At 77.5% G+C, this 289-nt stretch carries 1 pseudogene; it reads left to right on the forward strand.

What is annotated here, in order from left to right:
- Positions 1-289, forward strand: a pseudogene (locus E2C06_RS38430) (MMPL family transporter); the annotation flags it as partial.

Below are 289 nucleotides of genomic sequence, written 5' to 3' on the forward strand. Positions count from 1 at the left end.
TCCGCTACCGCTACCTGCTCTCGCCGGAGACGCGGCCGGAGGCCTTCACGGCCGCCGCGCTGCGGGAGCGGCTGCAGGCGCTGCTCGACGGGCTACGCTCCGCCGCCTCCCCGCTGCTGACCCGCTTCGGCTTTGCCGACCCGACCGGCGCCTTCCTCGTCCTCGCCCGGGAATTCCTCGGCGAGACACGGGTCGAGACCCGCGATGGCGCCTGGCTCGCCGCCGGGAAGGGGCCGCCGCGCGCGCTGCTGCTCGCCCGCATCGCCGGCAGCGGCGGGCTGGACGCGGC

The sequence above is a fragment of the Dankookia rubra genome (assembly GCF_004355005.1).
Taxonomy (GTDB): Bacteria; Pseudomonadota; Alphaproteobacteria; order Acetobacterales; family Acetobacteraceae; genus Paracraurococcus; species Paracraurococcus ruber_A.